This window comes from Citrobacter europaeus (assembly GCF_037482245.1).
GTDB classification, from domain to species: Bacteria; Pseudomonadota; Gammaproteobacteria; order Enterobacterales; family Enterobacteriaceae; genus Citrobacter; species Citrobacter europaeus.
Window position 1 is genome coordinate 806,474 of record NZ_CP148084.1, and the last position, 16,145, is coordinate 822,618.

The window sequence follows — 16,145 nt, forward strand, 5'->3', positions numbered from 1 at the left end:
CGGATGGCGGCTCAAGGCCTTATCCGGCCTACATCGTTACCGTATTACTCCGCCAGAAACAGCTCCAGCAGCGAATTCAAAAACAACTTACCGTGTTGGGTGATCTGCCAGTACTCATCGCATTCAATCAGGTAGCCCTGGGCGATAGCCTCATCGATCTGCCGGCGAATAACGTCTTCGGTAAGCCCGGTATATTGCGTGAACTCTGCACGCGGCGCGGCTTCCAGTAACCGGAAACGGTTCATAAAGAACTCGAACGGCTTGTCGGCTTCGGCAACATCACGCTGGCTTTCCAGGTAACGCCCTTGCATGTATCCGCGTGGGTGCCGCGTTTTGGTGGTGCGCAGGATGCGTCCGTCCGGGAACGTGATTTTGCCATGCGCGCCGCAGCCAATACCGAGATAGTCGCCAAAACGCCAGTAATTAAGGTTGTGCTGACACTGATAGCCTGGTTTCGCATAGGCTGAGGTTTCGTACTGCTGATACCCTGCGGCGGTCAGCAACTGGTGGCCTTGCTCAAAAATATCCCACAGCGCGTCATCGTCCGGTAACACCGGCGGTCGGGAACCGAACAGCGTGTTGGGTTCGATGGTCAACTGATACCAGGAAAGATGCGGCGGGTTGAGCGCGATGGCCTGCTGTAAATCGCCCAAAGCTTCTTCCAGCGTCTGATCCGGTAAACCATGCATCAGGTCGAGGTTAAAGCTGCGTAGCCCCAGACCGCTCGCCAGGTTTGCCGCTCGTTTGGCTTCTTCCGGCCCGTGAATACGTCCCAGACGCTCGAGTTTGGCGGAGCTAAAGCTCTGTACGCCAATCGAGATGCGGTTGACACCAGCGCGTTGATAATCAACAAAGCGATCGGCTTCCACCGTCCCGGGATTCGCCTCCATCGTGATTTCTGCATCTGCGGCCAGATTCAGCCGTGCGCGTACGCCGTCGAGCAGCGTTTGCATTGCCGGGCCAGAAAGCAGGCTCGGCGTACCACCCCCGATAAAAATCGTCTTTACTTCACGTCCCTGGACGTGAGCCACCTCAGTATCCAGATCGCTCAGCAGATGCTGCACATAGTCGTCATGAGGGACTTCGCCTTTTAGCGCATGCGAGTTGAAGTCGCAGTACGGGCATTTCTGCACGCACCACGGGATGTGAATATAAAGACTTAGCGGCGGAAGCTTAACCATTACGCAGGGCATCCAGCAGCAGCTTCAGCGCCTGTCCGCGGTGAGAAATCGCACTTTTTTCTTCACGGGTCAGCTCGGCGGCGGTTTTCCCTTCAGATGGTACAAAGAAGATGGGGTCGTAGCCAAAGCCACCGTTTCCGGCAGGTTCGCGGGTAATTACGCCCGGCCAGCTTCCGTGACAAACTAGAGGAGTAGGATCGTCTGCATGGCGCATATACACCAGCACGCAATGGAATTGTGCCTGACGCTTGTCATCAGGAACATCCTGCAGGGTGTGAAGCAGTTTTTCCAGGTTCTGCCGATCGGTCGCATCTTCGCCGGAGTAGCGGGCTGAATAGATGCCTGGCGCGCCGCCAAGGGCATTTACCGCCAAACCTGAGTCATCAGCAATGGCCGGTAAGCCGGTAATTTGCGCGGCATGACGCGCCTTCAGAATGGCGTTCTCAATAAACGTCAGTCCGGTCTCTTCTGCAGAATCAACACCCAGATCCGTTTGGGCAACAACATCAAGACCGAAATCACTCAGAAGAGAGGCGAGTTCACGCACTTTACCGGCATTGCCGGTCGCGAGGACAACTTTTTGCATGGGATACCTAATCAGTTAGCGCCGCAATTTCGGGCGGGATCTGTTGCGGATGAATGATTTTAACCTGTTTGTGACGACCAAGCTCGCCCTTCTCAATGACGACCTGGCTTTTTGCTACACGGAACTGTTTACCGAGAAACTTCACCAGATGGCTATTGGCTTGTCCATCAACCGGTGGGGCGGTAATGGCGACTTTTAGCTCGTCGCCATGTAAACCCACAATACTGTCACGGCTGGCTTTAGGCTGAATGTAGAGCCGTAAAACCAGACCGTCATCGCAGGGTGTAACGGCACTCATAGCGCCATCCACAGCCCCGGCAGCAGCATGTTGCCTGTCGCCTGTAACACTTCCGCGATACCCATGTTAATCACATAGAGCAGCAGAACCAGAATCATTGGGGAGAAATCGATCCCGCCCATGCCTGGAAGTATGCGACGGATTGGGCGCAGCAGCGGATCCGCCAGTTGAATCAGTACGTACTCCACCGGGCTGCGGCCCTGGCTGACCCAGCTCATAATCGCCATCACCAACAGTACCCAGAAAATCAGCAATCCGATGGTCTTCAGGACAATCAGCACGGCGGCGATCCAGATGATCGGCTGGAACGTGACCACCTTAAACAGCACGATTGCTTTGATAAAGCTGAGAATCAGCGCCACTAATGCCGATGCGCTGTCGATCGGTCCCATCGGGGGAATAATGCGGCGTAACGGCCCAATAATAGGTTGAGTGATTTTCACTATAAACTGCGAGAACGGGTTGTAAAAATCGCAGCGAGACCATTGCATCCACACGCGCAGCAGCAGCGCCATGGTATACAGCTCAATTACCGTTGAGAGCAGGAAGGTCAACGTATTCATGGTGTTCCTTAGTTTTCCTTATTTTTTAGTGTAATCACGAGCACCAAAAATGGCAGTGCCGATGCGCACCATCGTGCTACCCGCCGCGATTGCGGCATCCATATCATCAGACATCCCCAGTGAGAGCGTGTCGATACTTGGGTAACGTGTTTTCAACCCGGCAAATGCTACCGCCATTTGCTGTGCAACTTCAAACTGCCTTACATAATCTGACTCTGGCGCCGGGATCGCCATCAAACCACGCAGGGTAATGCGCGGCAGTGCGGCGACGTCAGCGGCAAGTGCCTCAAGCTCTGCCAGCGGAATTCCTGACTTACTGTTCTCATCGCTGATATTAATTTGAATCAGTACATTGAGCGGTGGCAGTTGTGCCGGGCGCTGTTCGCTCAAACGGGCAGCGATACGCAGACGGTCGATCGTATGGCACCAGTCAAAATGTTCCGCGACCAGACGACTTTTGTTGGACTGCAGTGGGCCAATAAAGTGCCACTGCAGATCGTTAACCCCTTTTTCCTGGAAGTAGCGGATTTTATCCACCCCTTCCTGCACATAGTTTTCACCGAAGGCACGCTGCCCTGCGGTAATGGCTTCTTCGATGGCGCTCGCAGGTTTGGTTTTGCTAACTGCAAGCAACATAACTTCTTCTGAAGACCGCCCGCAACGCGTCGCGGCGGCTGAGATTTTGTCCCGGACATGTGCCAGGTTATGCGCGATATCGTTCATTTTCCGAGGATGTTCATATGAATATGGAAGAAATAGTGGCCCTTAGTGTAAAGCATAACGTGTCGGATCTACACCTGTGCAATGCATGGCCTGCGCGTTGGCGCATACGTGGAAAAGTCGAAATCGCGCCATTTACTATGCCTGGTGAGGCTGCAGATAGGCTGAGTATAAAATGTGAGTCTGTAGGAGGACGTAAACAGATTTAACTGACAGAATTTTCATTTCATTTTATTCAGCTCCAGTTTGCTGTAGTGTGAATATCCTGCAGTTATAAAATTATTTATGAGGTTTGTTTATAATAAAACAAAAATATTAGATGATTGGTAAGGTGAATATTATAGCTTCATTTGTTATCAAGCGATAATATACATTGCAAATATAAATTGTGGGGGTATTTGTGATGTCAATGAATAGAATTTGAAGCATTTAATGTTCAAGGTGATGGTTCGCTTTGTGATATTTCATACTCTTCGTCTATAAATGAGGTGTTACAAATGTGGAATAAAGAAGCCGCTATAAATTTTGTTAGGCACAATGCTCATGCGCACGCTACTGGTTATTGTGCCAGGGCAGTAACAGCAGCTATCGAACATGGCGGCGTATCCTTGCATCATGATAATGCTAAAAATATGGGGAAATATTTAGTATTAGCTGGTTTTCGTGAAGTATATGGCGATCCTATTAAAGGTGATGTTGCTATAATTCAACCATATACTGGAGGAAATACAGCAGGGCACATGGCGATTTTTGATGGGCATTACTGGTGGTCGGATTTTAAACAGGAACATGGCGTGTATCCCGGACCGGGTTATCGTAAAAGTCAGCCTTCATATAAAATCTATAGGCATAACTGATGAAGCGATTAATATTATTTACTTTTCTAGTCTCATCGTTTGCTATGGCAGGAATAATACCTGCTGGTACTCAGGCATTAAAGTTCAATACCTGGTATATCAAGCTGGTTACTCATAATATCATCCCAGTTGCAGATAATCCGACGGCATTAGAACCTTATGTTATTATCGATACATTGAATAAATTAAAGCAGGCATATATAAGCGATAATCTTGAAGAGGATTATTTCCTAAAAGTTCAGGATGTTGCAGATGAAGACTGGAGTAATCATATTAGTATTGATCTAATTATAACTGATCCTATTTGTACCAATGTCTATTTGACATTTGGAACGGGTGAGTCATCTCAAAAAGTTATTGACTGCATGGTAGAAGAAAAAGGTGTATGGAAAATCAAGAGTGTCGCTACTCGCCATTAGTCGTTGTTTTCACCAATTGAAAATAATCCTGCGACGATGGCTTCTTCGATGGCGCTCGCAGGTTTGGTTTTGCTGAATGCAAGCAACATAACTTCTTCTGAAGACCGCCCGCAACGCGTCGCGGCGGCTGAGATTTTGTCCCGGACATGTGCCAGGTTATGCGCGATATCGTTCATTTTCCGAGGATGTTCATATGAATATGGAAGAAATAGTGGCCCTTAGTGTAAAGCATAACGTGTCGGATCTACACCTGTGCAATGCATGGCCTGCGCGTTGGCGCATACGTGGAAAAGTCGAAATCGCGCCATTTACTCCGCCTGACGTGGAGAATCTGCTGATGTGCTGGCTCAGCGAGCAACAACAGGTACAGTGGCGGAAACAGGGGCAGATTGATTTTGCTATTGCGCTGGCAGATTCCCGACGTCTGCGCGCCAGCGCTTTTGTTCATCAACAGGGTACGTCGCTGGCGCTAAGATTGCTCCCGCTTGATTGTCCACGTTTAGACGATCTCCAGACTCCCGAGGCCATACCTGAACTGCTGCACAGTGAACATGGATTGATTCTGGTCACGGGAGCCACCGGCAGCGGTAAATCAACGACCCTGGCAGCGATGGTGGAGTACCTTAATCAGCATATTGCGGGGCATATTCTGACGCTGGAAGACCCGATTGAATATCGCTACTCCAGCCAGCGCTGTCTTATTCAACAACGGGAGGTGGGCGTTCACTGTGCTTCTTTTGCCGCTGGCTTGCGCGGCGCGCTGCGTGAAGATCCCGACGTCATTTTGCTGGGCGAACTGCGCGACGTGGAAACCATTCGTCTGGCATTAACGGCAGCGGAAACCGGGCACCTGGTGCTGGCAACGTTACATACGCGAGGGGCTGCGCAGGCTATCGCACGGCTGGTGGATACCTTTCCCGCGCAGGAGAAGGATCCGGTGCGTAATCAACTGGCAGACAGCCTGCGGGCAGTGCTTTCGCAAAAGCTGGAGGAAGATAAGCTGGGAGGACGCGTGGCGCTATTCGAGCTGCTCGTCAACACGCCCGCCGTGGGCAATTTGATTCGTGAAGGGAAAACGCATCAGCTACCCGGCGTAATTCAAACCGGGCAGCAGACAGGCATGCAGACGTTTGCACAAAGTCTGCAGCAGCGACAGGCGCAGGGGCGGCTTTAGTAGCCCTGCTCGAAATAGCTTTCGAGGATGACCACGGCAGAAGCGGAGTCTACTTTGCCTTTATTCAACGCCCGGTATCCGCCTTGCTCAAACAGGCCAGAGCGGGCTTCGACGGTGCTCAAGCGTTCATCGTGCAGCGTTACGGTAACGCCAAAGCGACCGTGAATGCGGTTAGCGAACTTGCGCGCGCGCGCAGTAAGGGGTTGTTCGGTGCCATCCATGTTGAGCGGCAGACCTACGATAATTTCGTCCGGCTGCCACTCTTTGAGCAGACGTTCAATCAAACTCCAGTCCGGCGTACCGTCCTGCGCTTTGATGGCGGGCAAGGGTCTTGCCGTACCGGTAATGCGTTGGCCAACCGCGACGCCGATACTTTTTGTACCAAAATCAAAAGAGAGTAATGTTCCGCTCATCAGGCATGTCCCGCCACGCCAGGCATGGTCTGAATATCAATCCCGATAAGCTTCGCCGCATCGCGCCAGCGGTCGGCAATCGGCGTTTTGAATAAGATGTTGAGGTCTGCGGGGGCCGTGAGCCAGGCGTTATCCAGTAGCTCTTGCTCCAGTTGACCTTTTTCCCATGATGAATAACCCAGCGCAACCAGCACCTCGGACGGTTGCTCCTGCGTACCCAGAGTTTCTAATACATCGCGGGAGGTGGTGATGATGGTGTTATCTGAGATGCGGATACTGGATGCAAAGCGTGACGGCGGGGTATGCAGAATAAACCCACGGTCTTCCGCCAGCGGTCCGCCGAGCATCACCGGTTTATCCAGACGAATGGCCGGATCGCGTTCTTCTGGCGTTATCTTCAGCTTTTCCAGAATTCCTTCAATCTGTAAGTTTTCCAGAGGCTTATTAACGATAATCCCCATTGCTCCGTTCTCATTATGTTCACAGATGTACACCACGGAACGGCGGAAAATCGGATCCTGGAGAGCAGGCATGGCAATCAGAAAGTGATGCTGTAAATTCATTGTCAGAGGTTCTGTTTCCTGGTTCAAAAAAGCAACAGAGCCCAGTATGTGGGCAAAGCTCGAAGATGTCACCCTCTGAAGATAGCTTTGCCGGATGGCGGCTTCGCCTAATCCGGCCTACGGGGTGTAATTCCAGGCCGAATAAGACGCGATGGCGTCGCTATCCGGCAACGTATCTATTTCTGCAAACGCGCTTCAATGGCATCCATCAGCATACCGGTAATCGAAACCGGGAACTCCGCTTCAATTTCACGAATACAGGTGGGGCTGGTGACGTTAATTTCTGTCAGGCGATCGCCAATGATATCCAGACCGACAAAAATCAAACCTTTCGCTTTCAGCGTTGGCCCAATGCGGCGTGCGATTTCCCAGTCGCTGTCGGTTAATGGACGCGGCTCGCCACGGCCACCGGCGGCCAGGTTGCCACGGGTTTCACCGCCCTGTGGAATACGCGCCAGGCAGTACGGAACGGGTTCGCCATCGACCACCAGCACGCGTTTATCGCCATCTTTAATTGCTGGCAGATAGTTCTGCGCCATGCAGTAGCGGGTACCGTGCTCGGTCAGCGTTTCAGCAATCACGCCGAGGTTCGGATCGCCTTCCTTCACGCGGAAAATAGATGCGCCGCCCATGCCGTCCAGCGGTTTGAGAATGATGTCGCTGTGTTTTTGCCAGAAGGCTTTCAACTGCGCTTTGTTACGCGTGACCAGCGTTTCCGGCGTCAGGTCGGCAAACCATGCGGTGAACAGCTTTTCGTTGCAATCGCGCAGGCTCTGCGGCTTGTTGACGATTAGCGTTCCTTTCTCTTCTGCACGTTCCAGAATATAGGTCGCGTAGATGAACTCGGTATCAAACGGCGGATCCTTACGCATCAGAATGACGTCCAGGTCTGCCAGCGGGAGATCCTGCTCGCTCTTAAACTCATACCACTTGTCGTAGTTCTGCTCTACGCTCAGGGTACGCGTGCGGGCGCGGGCTTCACCGTTTTCCAGATAAAGATCGGCCATCTCCATATAATGAATTTCGTAACCGCGACGTTGCGCTTCCAGCAGCATAGCGAAGCTGGAATCTTTCTTGATGTTGATGCTTGCGATGGGATCCATCACGATGCCGAGCTTAATCATGTTCTTCTCCGTTTATGCCTTAGCCCAGATCGCCAAAACGCACTTGTAACGCGGTAATGGCGGTGAGCGCAGTTGTCTCAGTACGCAGAACGCGAGGTCCTAACAGAATATCAGTAAACTGATAGCGTGCGGTCATGGCAATTTCATCAGCCGACAACCCGCCTTCCGGGCCAATCAGCAAGCGGATGCGTTCCACCGGCAGCGGCAGCGTATTGATGCTGGCGCTGGCGCGCGGATGCAGGTTCAGTTTCAGACCTTCGTCCTGTTCCGCGCACCACGCTTCCAAATCCATTGCCGGGCGAATTTCAGGCACCCGGTTACGACCGCACTGTTCGCAGGCGGCAATAGCGATTTTCTGCCACTGCTGGAGCTTCTTGTTCAGGCGTTCGCTGTCCAGTTTAACGCCGCAGCGCTCAGAAAAAAGTGGCGTAATGAGGCTTACACCCAGTTCGATCGATTTCTGGATAGTAAATTCCATTTTTTCTCCGCGCGACATCACCTGACCCAGGTGGATGTGCAACGGCGATTCACGATCGTCGAGTTCGGCGTTAAGCACCTTCACATCCACGCTTTTTTTACTGGCGTGGGTGATTTCAGCGTCGAATACCTGATTGCTGCCATCAAACAGCTGTAGCGCCTGGCCCGGTCCCATACGCAGCACGCGGCCAATATGGTTGGCTGCATCTTCACACAGTGATATTTGGCTGCCGGAAGTGAGTGGCTCAGGGTGATAAATGCGAGGAATGCGCATAGTTTAACATCCGCGTCTTAGCCCTGGGCTACGAAAGGCCAGGGCATGGTTAAAAATATTGACGCTAGTGTAGGTTAGCTCTTTTGCGCCTGGCAAGCGCGTTGCACATATGGGTTATGGTTACCCTGTACCTTCGCGATGCGTTCGTCGCGCTCACACTCCCAGTCGGTGACCGGATATTGCTTATTCCAGGCATTAAAAAGCTGGGTTTGCTGGCGAGAGAGCGTCAGGTCGTACTGGTCACGCATGTAAAAATAGGTGCGTGCGATGGCGCCGCGGGCGCGGGCTGGTGGTTCGGCAACTTTCTCTTTGAAATCAACCTTCATAGTGCATTGCCCATACTGACCTTCGCCACCGTTCCACTGGCTGTACATAAAGTTTGCACGATCGCCATTTACTTCACCGACCGCAGGCTGCAGGTTATGCATATCGCTTTCCATTTTGCGATAGACCGGATCTTTGGCGCAGTTTTTGCGCCCTCCATCCTGCCAGCACTGGCGCTGATGACCAAATTGCCAGGCGGGGACAACGTGCTCCCATTCAATTCGGCTGGCGCGGTTTTCATTTTTTCGTACTTTATAGCCACATGATTCGAGGTCAACGCCCCCTTTTTTGCCTTGCCAGTTAATTTTACAGCCACAATAGAAATCGCCCGGCGCATCGGCGTTAACTTTGACGCCTGCCGCTTTTGCCTGAGAAAAGCTGTTGATGCCTTCGGCTAAAACCGGACCTGAAAACGCTGCGGCTAACAGGGCCGCAGCAAAAGAAAGATTACGGTACATCACGAACTCCGTGTCAAAACGAGTCCGCAACGTAGCGAAAGTTATTCCTGTATGCAATCAGTTAGATCAGAAAAGTTCCTGATAATTCTGAAGATTATTCCGCAACCAGCGGTTCGCCACAGTGAACGCAGCGGTAGGTGGCCTCACCACGTACAACACGGTTATGTCGACGAACGGTCAGTTGGTGTTCCTGACACTTACAGCGGTAAGTAAAGGTCTTACGCTGCACCGATTGCAGTTCAAATTGATGCGTACGCCGGGCTGGTACGCCCAGCACGCTCTCCATCATCCATTTCCACTCTTTCCCGTGCGGCGACACGCGGCCAAAGTGCTTCCACACCAGTAAATGCGCCAGTTCGTGGGGCACCACTTCGTTAACGAACGCGTCGACGTTCTCCATCAGCAGGACGGGGTTAAGGCGAATTTCATAGGTTTGTAGCCACGCGGTACCCGCGGCGGTTCCGCGCTGTTGGTAAACCAGCTTTGGCTCCGGGTATTGGCGTTCCAGCTTGAGATTGGCCTGGGAGAGTTTTTCCCGCAGGCTGCGCATAACGGCTTGCTGGATGGCGATAGGGAGACGGGAGGTTTTCATAACGGCAGAGGATAGTGCGATAGGGAAGGGACTGCAAGAGGTAGGCTTCCTCCCGCTGGGGGAGAAAGCCTTTCGTGATTAATCGTGTGCGCCAATTTCGCGCAGTTTACGACCTTTCATCAGGTTACGTTCAATGTGTTCCAGAGAGACGTTTTTAGTTTCAGGGATCAGCCACAGAGTCAGGAAGATGAACAGTACGTTCAGGCCACCGTAGACCCAGAAGGTGTTGGCGCTGCCCAGCGAGTTCAGCATCGTCAGGAAGGTTGCGCCGACGATCATGTTGGCAATCCAGTTGGTTGCGGTAGAGCAGGTGATGCCGAAATCGCGACCTTTCAGCGGCTGGATTTCAGAGCACAGTACCCAAATCAGCGGACCGGCGCTCATCGCAAAGCCAACGATAAACATCAGCAGCATCAGCACTGCGAAGTATTGTGCGGCAGCCGAGTGAATCCCCACGTGCATCATTGTACCCAGCACGCCCATACCGACGGCCATGACGATAAAGCCGAGGATCAGCGTAGGCTTACGGCCCCAACGGTCAACCAGGCCAATGGCGATAAAGGTTGCCAGCACGTTGGTCAGGCCAACGATAACCGTTCCCCACATCTGCTCGGTGGTGTTGGTATAACCCGCCAGTTCAAAGATTTTTGGCGCGTAATACATAATGACGTTCATCCCGGTGAACTGCTGCATCACCTGTAACAGCACGCCAAGGAACACTGCGCGGCGGAAGTTGCTGTTCTCTTTAAACAGCGCCCATCCGCTCTGCTTCACCTGCAGGCTTTCACGAATTTCATCCAGCTCACGTTTAGCTTCAGCACTGGTGTCACGCAGACGCAACAGTACGCGTTCGGCATCGACAAAGCGGCGTTTAGCAGCAAACCAACGCGGGCTGTCCGGCAGGAAGATGACGCCAACCAGCAACAGCAAGGCAGGGATGATGATCACACCCAGCATCCAGCGCCATGCGCCGCTGTAGCTAAACGCTGTATCGGAAAGATACGCACCTAAAATACCGATGGTAATCATCAACTGATACATAGAGATCATGCTGCCGCGAATTTTTTCCGGGGCAATTTCAGACAGGTACAGCGGCGCGGTATAAGACGCAACGCCTACAGCCAGGCCGAGCAGGACGCGGGAAACCAGCAGCACTTCAACGTTTGGCGCTGCGGCGGAGAACAGAGAACCGGCAACAAACAGAATTGCGCCGATCATCAGACTCTTTTTACGACCCAGCTTGAAGGAGAGCCAGCCGCTGCCGACGGCGCCCACTGCCGCACCAAACATCATGGAACTTACCACCCATTCCTGAGTGTGCGGGGTAATTTGAAACTCGTCGGTGATGAAAGGTAAAGCACCGGCAATAACACCGATATCCAGACCAAAAAGTAATCCAGCCAGGGCTGCCAGGAAGCAGACAAAAAATGTCATAGCTTTGTTGGAACGCCCCGTTTTTTTATTGTCAGGCATGATGCCCTCCGGTTGGGTAGCTAGTTTTGTTGATGTTAAGGGTAGGTGAGTACGGGGTAAAAAAATGCGAATCACATCACATTAGTGTAATCGGTTACACTGGCATTCATACGGATTATTGATTAATTATTTGAAAGTTAACATTATTTATTTAGAGCTGGAAAGGTTGGTTGCCTGATTTTAAGACAATGCTGAAATATAATGTAACGGTGATGCAGCTTTAGTAGCAAAGGGGTGTTAAGTCAAGGTAGGTAGAAATACTGAGCTATGTAATCGCTTTCATTTGTTGTTTAATGCAATGGAAATCAGGGGTGTTTTAGCGATGAGGTAGGAGAGAGAAAAGGACATAAAAAAAGACCAGCGCGAGGCTGGTCTTATAAGCGTTGAGCTGTGGGGGAAATTACTTCAGACCGGCAGCTTCACGCAGCAGAGCGGCTTTGTCGGTTTTTTCCCAAGGGAAATGTTCGCGACCAAAGTGACCGTAAGCAGCGGTTTCTTTGTAAATCGGGTGCAGCAGATCCAGCATCTGAATCAGGCCATACGGACGCAGGTCGAAGAACTCACGCACCAGCAGGGTCAGCTGTTCTGAAGGCACTTTTTCAGTACCGAACGTTTCCACCATGATAGAGGTCGGTTCAGCCACGCCGATTGCGTAGGAAACCTGAATCTCGCAGCGGTCAGCCAGGCCTGCGGCAACGATGTTTTTCGCTACATAGCGGGCTGCATAGGCTGCGGAACGGTCAACTTTAGACGGATCCTTACCAGAGAATGCGCCGCCACCGTGACGTGCCATACCGCCGTAGGTATCAACAATGATTTTACGACCCGTCAGGCCGCAATCACCCATTGGGCCGCCGATAACGAAACGACCGGTTGGGTTGATGAAGAATTTGGTCGAAGCGGTCAGCCATTCAGTCGGCAGCACCGGCTTGATGATCTCTTCCATAACGGCTTCTTGCAGCGATTTCTGGTCGATATCTTCAGAGTGTTGAGTAGACAGAACAACTGCATCGATACCGACGATTTTGCCGTCATCATACTGGAAGGTGACCTGGCTTTTTGCATCCGGACGCAGCCAGGATAAGGTGCCGTTTTTACGCACTTCAGCCTGACGCTGCACCAGACGGTGAGCATAGGTTATTGGGGCAGGCATTAGCACGTCGGTTTCGTTGGTTGCATAACCAAACATCAGACCCTGGTCGCCTGCGCCCTGTTCCAGCGGATCGGCACGGTCAACACCCTGGTTGATGTCCGGAGACTGTTTACCAATCGCGCTGAGTACCGCACAAGAGTTGGCGTCAAAACCCATGTCGGAATGCACATAGCCAATTTCGCGAACTGTGTTACGGGTGATCTCTTCGATATCAACCCATGCGCTGGTGGTGATCTCACCGCCAACTAAAACCATGCCGGTTTTGACGTAGGTTTCGCAGGCAACGCGTGCTTTCGGATCCTGCTCCAGGATTGCATCCAGCACAGCATCAGAGATTTGGTCAGCGATTTTGTCAGGATGCCCTTCTGATACGGACTCGGACGTAAAAAGGTGTTTTGCCATATTTAATTTCACCTAAGGAGAATTTGGTTAGCTCAAACTGTCGAGTGGAATAGCCATGTGTAGAAGATTCTACCATGAGTCTGCAGATGACGAACACTGGCAGTCTGAGTGTTAATCGGTATAGATGGATTAACATCTGGACGGCTATTTTAGGACAGTTCTTCGCCTGATTTCCAGCTTTTTTTGATTGAGGTCGCATTGTACTGAAAATGAAACTGGAAATTTTTCCTGACGGTGCTGGCAATGTGCATATTTATCTTTTGCATTTTCGTACTGTTGTCGGTATAAAACGCGGCGCGCGGCTCATATCCGTCATACTTCAAGTTGCATGTGCGTTGGCAATACTCGCCCCGTTCCTGGGGCTCGCCCTATGGGCGCTGTGGACAGCGTTCAAATCCGTTCCTGACGGATTTGTCTCGCTAGCCCCAGTCACTTACTCATGTAAGCTCCCGGGGACTCTATGCGTTGCCGCCTTCCCACAACTCGAATTATTTAGGATAGACAAAAGCACACGACGTTTTCATCGTGTTGCCACTTCCAGCCGGGTTAAAACTTTAGCTTTGGCTTGTGGGTTCGTTCCGTAAGGAGCAACCGTGGAGGTGATACGAGATAATGAACCGTTGTATTCTGCTGAATCTGTCGCACCGTTCTGGTGTACATATGTCCCCCGCAATCTGCATCTCTGCTTTGCATACCTGTCGATGTTATATACACAAAATCATTCATGCTGGTCGAGGCTGCATGAAGGATGAAGTGTGTACCCATCTCGGCGTATCTCAGGACTCAAGAGCCGGTAACGGTCACTAAGAACTGAACAAGGGCGCTCTTGGTAAACAAGAGTTTTCTCGTGGTTTCGCCGAACCGTCAGCATTAAGTTCGGTTACGTGTTTACATTGATATGAAAAAGAAACCGGTCGCACAGTCGGAGCGTCAGCACTATCTGCTGGAAATTCTGCCTGTATTTGGGTTGTTATCGCGTCTTCGGATTGCGATAGTAGTCAACTGTTTTACACTTGTTAATAAAATTTGAGGTTCGCTATGTCTGACGACATTTCTTTGGGTTCGCCTTCGTCAGCAGGCGAACACGGTGTACTACGCTCCATGCAGGAGGTTGCAATGAGTTCCCAGGAAGCCAGCAAGATGCTGCGTACTTACAATATTGCCTGGTGGGGTAATAACTACTATGACGTCAATGAACTGGGCCACATCAGCGTGTGCCCGGATCCGGACGTACCCGAAGCGCGCGTTGACCTTGCTGAGCTGGTGAAAGCCCGTGAAGCACAGGGCCAGCGTCTGCCTGCATTGTTCTGCTTCCCGCAGATCCTGCAACACCGTCTGCGTTCGATTAACGCCGCCTTTAAACGCGCCCGTGAATCTTACGGCTACAACGGTGACTATTTCCTCGTTTACCCGATCAAGGTCAACCAGCACCGCCGCGTGATTGAATCGCTGATCCACTCCGGCGAACCGCTGGGACTGGAAGCGGGTTCTAAAGCTGAACTGATGGCCGTTCTGGCCCACGCCGGAATGACTCGTAGCGTGATCGTGTGTAACGGTTATAAAGACCGCGAATACATCCGTCTGGCGCTGATTGGCGAGAAAATGGGCCATAAGGTCTATCTGGTCATCGAGAAGATGTCTGAAATCGCTATCGTGCTGGATGAAGCTGAACGCCTGAATGTTGTTCCGCGTCTGGGCGTGCGTGCGCGTCTGGCGTCGCAGGGCTCCGGTAAATGGCAGTCCTCCGGCGGTGAAAAATCGAAATTCGGCCTGGCGGCAAACCAGGTGCTGCAACTGGTAGAAATTCTGCGCGAGCGCGGCCGTCTGGACAGCATTCAGTTGCTGCACTTCCATCTCGGCTCCCAGATGGCGAATATTCGCGATATCGCCACCGGTGTGCGTGAATCCGCCCGTTTCTACGTTGAACTGCACAAGCTTGGCGTGAACATCCAGTGCTTCGATGTCGGCGGTGGTCTGGGCGTGGATTACGAAGGCACCCGTTCGCAGTCCGACTGTTCCGTAAACTACGGCCTCAACGAATACGCGAACAACATTATCTGGGCCATTGGCGATGCCTGCGAAGAGCACGGCCTGCCGCACCCAACCGTTATCACCGAATCCGGTCGTGCGGTTACCGCGCACCATACCGTGCTGGTGTCTAACATTATCGGCGTTGAGCGTAGCGAACACACCGAAGCAACGCCCCCGGCTGACGATGCGCCGCGTGCCCTGCAAAGCATGTGGGAAACCTGGCAAGAGATGCACGAGCCGGGAACCCGTCGTTCGCTGCGTGAATGGCTGCACGACAGCCAGATGGATCTGCACGATATTCACGTTGGCTACTCTTCAGGCACCTTTAGCCTGCAGGAACGCGCGTGGGCAGAGCAGCTCTATCTGAACATGTGTCACGATGTACAAAAACAACTCGACCCAAGCAACCGTGCGCACCGACCGATTATCGACGAGCTGCAGGAGCGTATGGCGGATAAGATCTACGTCAACTTCTCCCTGTTCCAGTCGATGCCGGATGCGTGGGGGATCGATCAGCTGTTCCCGGTAATGCCGCTGGAAGGACTGAACCAGGCGCCAGAGCGTCGAGCGGTGCTGTTGGATATCACCTGTGACTCTGATGGCGCTATCGACCACTACGTTGATGGTGATGGCATTGCGACCACCATGCCGATGCCGGAATACGACCCGGAGAACCCGCCGATGCTGGGCTTCTTTATGGTAGGGGCGTATCAGGAGATCCTTGGCAACATGCACAATCTGTTCGGTGATACCGAAGCGGTTGACGTGTTCGTCTTCCCTGACGGCAGCGTAGAAGTTGAGCTGTCTGACGAAGGAGATACCGTGGCGGATATGCTGCAGTACGTGCAGTTGGATCCAAACACCCTGCTGACGCAGTTCCGTGACCAGGTGAAAAACACCGATCTGGATACCGAGCTACAGCAACAGTTCCTCGAAGAATTTGAAGCGGGTCTGTACGGATACACCTATCTGGAAGACGAGTAAAGCTGTGCGGGTTCGCTTGAATCCGTACAAATTAACGGCGATAATTCGGCAATACAAGTAGTCACGTAAATCAATCCCT

Annotated in this window: 19 protein-coding genes and 2 pseudogenes; 7 read left to right on the top strand and 14 right to left on the bottom strand. The window is 52.1% G+C overall.

The genetic code is table 11. The features are described from left to right. Positions 1 to 44: 44 nt before the first annotated feature. Genes hemW through WHR59_RS03840 form a run of 5 tightly spaced genes read right to left on the bottom strand, consistent with a single transcriptional unit; the run spans position 45 to position 3,351 of the window. A complete protein-coding gene (gene hemW, locus WHR59_RS03820) occupies positions 45 to 1,181 on the bottom strand; it encodes a radical SAM family heme chaperone HemW (RefSeq protein ID WP_172862392.1) in 1,137 nt (378 codons plus the stop codon). Further along, entirely contained in the window at positions 1,174 to 1,767 is a 594-nt protein-coding gene (locus tag WHR59_RS03825) for an XTP/dITP diphosphatase (RefSeq protein WP_047408837.1), read from the bottom strand. The genes hemW and WHR59_RS03825 overlap by 8 nt, the downstream gene beginning before the upstream one ends. A gap of 7 nt (positions 1,768 to 1,774) precedes the next feature. After that, entirely contained in the window at positions 1,775 to 2,065 is a 291-nt protein-coding gene (yggU, locus tag WHR59_RS03830; protein WP_005123286.1) for a DUF167 family protein YggU, read from the bottom strand. Then, positions 2,062 to 2,628, bottom strand: a complete 567-nt coding sequence (locus WHR59_RS03835) for a YggT family protein (protein WP_087051206.1) — start codon at positions 2,626 to 2,628, stop codon at positions 2,062 to 2,064. The genes yggU and WHR59_RS03835 overlap by 4 nt, the downstream gene beginning before the upstream one ends. Before the next feature lie 18 nt (positions 2,629 to 2,646). Further along, the gene (locus WHR59_RS03840; RefSeq protein ID WP_075145648.1) at positions 2,647 to 3,351 is read right to left on the bottom strand and encodes a YggS family pyridoxal phosphate-dependent enzyme; all 705 of its coding nucleotides are present in this window, start codon (positions 3,349 to 3,351) and stop codon (positions 2,647 to 2,649) included. Positions 3,352 to 3,368: 17 nt separating this feature from the next. Between WHR59_RS03840 and WHR59_RS03845 the strand changes: the two are divergent. From WHR59_RS03845 to WHR59_RS03855, 3 genes and pseudogenes are all read left to right on the top strand, one after another. Further along, a pseudogene (locus WHR59_RS03845) lies at positions 3,369 to 3,494 on the top strand (type IV pili twitching motility protein PilT); the annotation flags it as partial. Between the two features lie 351 nt (positions 3,495 to 3,845). Beyond that, complete coding sequence (locus tag WHR59_RS03850; protein WP_087052017.1) at positions 3,846 to 4,205, top strand: hypothetical protein; 360 nt, start codon at positions 3,846 to 3,848, stop codon at positions 4,203 to 4,205. Continuing rightward, positions 4,205 to 4,624 (top strand): DUF3828 domain-containing protein, encoded by a 420-nt coding sequence (locus tag WHR59_RS03855; RefSeq protein ID WP_087052018.1) that lies wholly within the window; start codon positions 4,205 to 4,207, stop codon positions 4,622 to 4,624. Before WHR59_RS03850 ends, WHR59_RS03855 begins: the two co-directional genes overlap by 1 nt. A gap of 5 nt (positions 4,625 to 4,629) precedes the next feature. Here WHR59_RS03855 and WHR59_RS03860 read toward each other — a convergent pair. Beyond that, a pseudogene (locus tag WHR59_RS03860) lies at positions 4,630 to 4,800 on the bottom strand (YggS family pyridoxal phosphate enzyme); the annotation flags it as partial. Positions 4,801 to 4,817: 17 nt separating this feature from the next. On the opposite strand from WHR59_RS03860, the gene WHR59_RS03865 reads away from it, so the two are divergent. Next, entirely contained in the window at positions 4,818 to 5,798 is a 981-nt protein-coding gene (locus tag WHR59_RS03865) for a type IV pilus twitching motility protein PilT (RefSeq protein ID WP_172862391.1), read from the top strand. On the opposite strand, the gene ruvX is transcribed toward WHR59_RS03865, so the two are convergent. The 8 genes from ruvX to metK form a co-directional block, all read right to left on the bottom strand. Further along, complete coding sequence (gene ruvX, locus WHR59_RS03870) at positions 5,795 to 6,211, bottom strand: Holliday junction resolvase RuvX (RefSeq protein ID WP_008785771.1); 417 nt, start codon at positions 6,209 to 6,211, stop codon at positions 5,795 to 5,797. The genes WHR59_RS03865 and ruvX overlap by 4 nt on opposite strands. Beyond that, positions 6,211 to 6,774: a YqgE/AlgH family protein gene (locus WHR59_RS03875; protein ID WP_003027086.1), complete on the bottom strand. Its 564-nt coding sequence runs from the start codon at positions 6,772 to 6,774 to the stop codon at positions 6,211 to 6,213. The genes ruvX and WHR59_RS03875 overlap by 1 nt, the downstream gene beginning before the upstream one ends. A 176-nt stretch (positions 6,775 to 6,950) precedes the next feature. Next, a complete protein-coding gene (gshB, locus tag WHR59_RS03880; RefSeq protein WP_043017542.1) occupies positions 6,951 to 7,898 on the bottom strand; it encodes a glutathione synthase in 948 nt (315 codons plus the stop codon). Positions 7,899 to 7,917: 19 nt separating this feature from the next. Beyond that, positions 7,918 to 8,649: a 16S rRNA (uracil(1498)-N(3))-methyltransferase gene (gene rsmE, locus WHR59_RS03885; protein WP_016154393.1), complete on the bottom strand. Its 732-nt coding sequence runs from the start codon at positions 8,647 to 8,649 to the stop codon at positions 7,918 to 7,920. A 74-nt stretch (positions 8,650 to 8,723) separates the two neighbouring features. Then, entirely contained in the window at positions 8,724 to 9,431 is a 708-nt protein-coding gene (endA, locus tag WHR59_RS03890) for a deoxyribonuclease I (RefSeq protein WP_338843609.1), read from the bottom strand. Positions 9,432 to 9,525: 94 nt separating this feature from the next. Continuing rightward, positions 9,526 to 10,023: a SprT family zinc-dependent metalloprotease gene (locus WHR59_RS03895; RefSeq protein ID WP_338843611.1), complete on the bottom strand. Its 498-nt coding sequence runs from the start codon at positions 10,021 to 10,023 to the stop codon at positions 9,526 to 9,528. 78 nt (positions 10,024 to 10,101) lie between these two features. Further along, complete coding sequence (gene galP / locus WHR59_RS03900; protein ID WP_003027074.1) at positions 10,102 to 11,496, bottom strand: galactose/proton symporter; 1,395 nt, start codon at positions 11,494 to 11,496, stop codon at positions 10,102 to 10,104. A 400-nt stretch (positions 11,497 to 11,896) separates the two neighbouring features. Next, positions 11,897 to 13,051, bottom strand: coding sequence for a methionine adenosyltransferase (gene metK / locus WHR59_RS03905; RefSeq protein WP_003027071.1), 1,155 nt, complete (start codon positions 13,049 to 13,051; stop codon positions 11,897 to 11,899). Positions 13,052 to 13,663: 612 nt separating this feature from the next. Here metK and WHR59_RS24455 point away from each other — a divergent pair. The 3 genes from WHR59_RS24455 to speA all read left to right on the top strand — a co-directional run bounded on the left by WHR59_RS24455 (position 13,664) and on the right by speA (position 16,066). After that, complete coding sequence (locus tag WHR59_RS24455; RefSeq protein WP_072033362.1) at positions 13,664 to 13,858, top strand: hypothetical protein; 195 nt, start codon at positions 13,664 to 13,666, stop codon at positions 13,856 to 13,858. Between the two features lie 91 nt (positions 13,859 to 13,949). Continuing rightward, the gene (yqgB, locus tag WHR59_RS03915) at positions 13,950 to 14,081 is read left to right on the top strand and encodes an acid stress response protein YqgB (RefSeq protein WP_049041971.1); all 132 of its coding nucleotides are present in this window, start codon (positions 13,950 to 13,952) and stop codon (positions 14,079 to 14,081) included. 8 nt (positions 14,082 to 14,089) lie between these two features. Continuing rightward, positions 14,090 to 16,066, top strand: coding sequence for a biosynthetic arginine decarboxylase (gene speA / locus WHR59_RS03920; RefSeq protein WP_072033361.1), 1,977 nt, complete (start codon positions 14,090 to 14,092; stop codon positions 16,064 to 16,066). Positions 16,067 to 16,145 lie beyond the last annotated feature (79 nt).